Here is a 434-nt window from a genome sequence, read left to right on the forward strand (position 1 = left end):
AATCTGGTCAGCCATCCGGTCAACGTGTTCATAAACCATTCAAATTCACCGTCGCACTCAACAAAGCGGTGCCATTGCTTTATAACGCACTGGCGTCAGGTGAGAAGATGTCAACGGTCGAGCTAAAGTGGTACCGCACGTCGATTGAAGGTAAACAAGAAAACTTCTTTACCACCAAGCTGGAAAGTGCCTCGATTGTGGACATTCACTGCGAGATGCCCCATTGCCAAGACCCGGCGAAGTCAGACTTTACCCAGAACCTGACCGTATCGATGTCTTACCGCAAAGTGACGTGGGACCACGTCAACGCAGGCACCTCAGGCTCAGACGACTGGCGCAAGCCTATCGAAGCCTAATTTTTCATGGCGACATGAAGACACAAACAGCCTGCCTTTACGGGCGGGCTGTGGTGCGTTGAGCCAGACGGCAGGGTC

The 434-nt window shown here is 52.5% G+C and carries 1 protein-coding gene; it reads left to right on the top strand.

What is annotated here, in order from left to right:
* Positions 1–356 (top strand): type VI secretion system tube protein TssD (tssD, locus tag HLG76_RS14685; protein WP_175993943.1); only part of this gene is annotated, 356 nt, incomplete at its 5' end.
* Between the last annotated feature and the right edge of the window lie 78 nt (positions 357–434).

This window comes from Salinivibrio sp. EAGSL (assembly GCF_013366455.1).
GTDB lineage: Bacteria > Pseudomonadota > Gammaproteobacteria > Enterobacterales > Vibrionaceae > Salinivibrio > Salinivibrio costicola.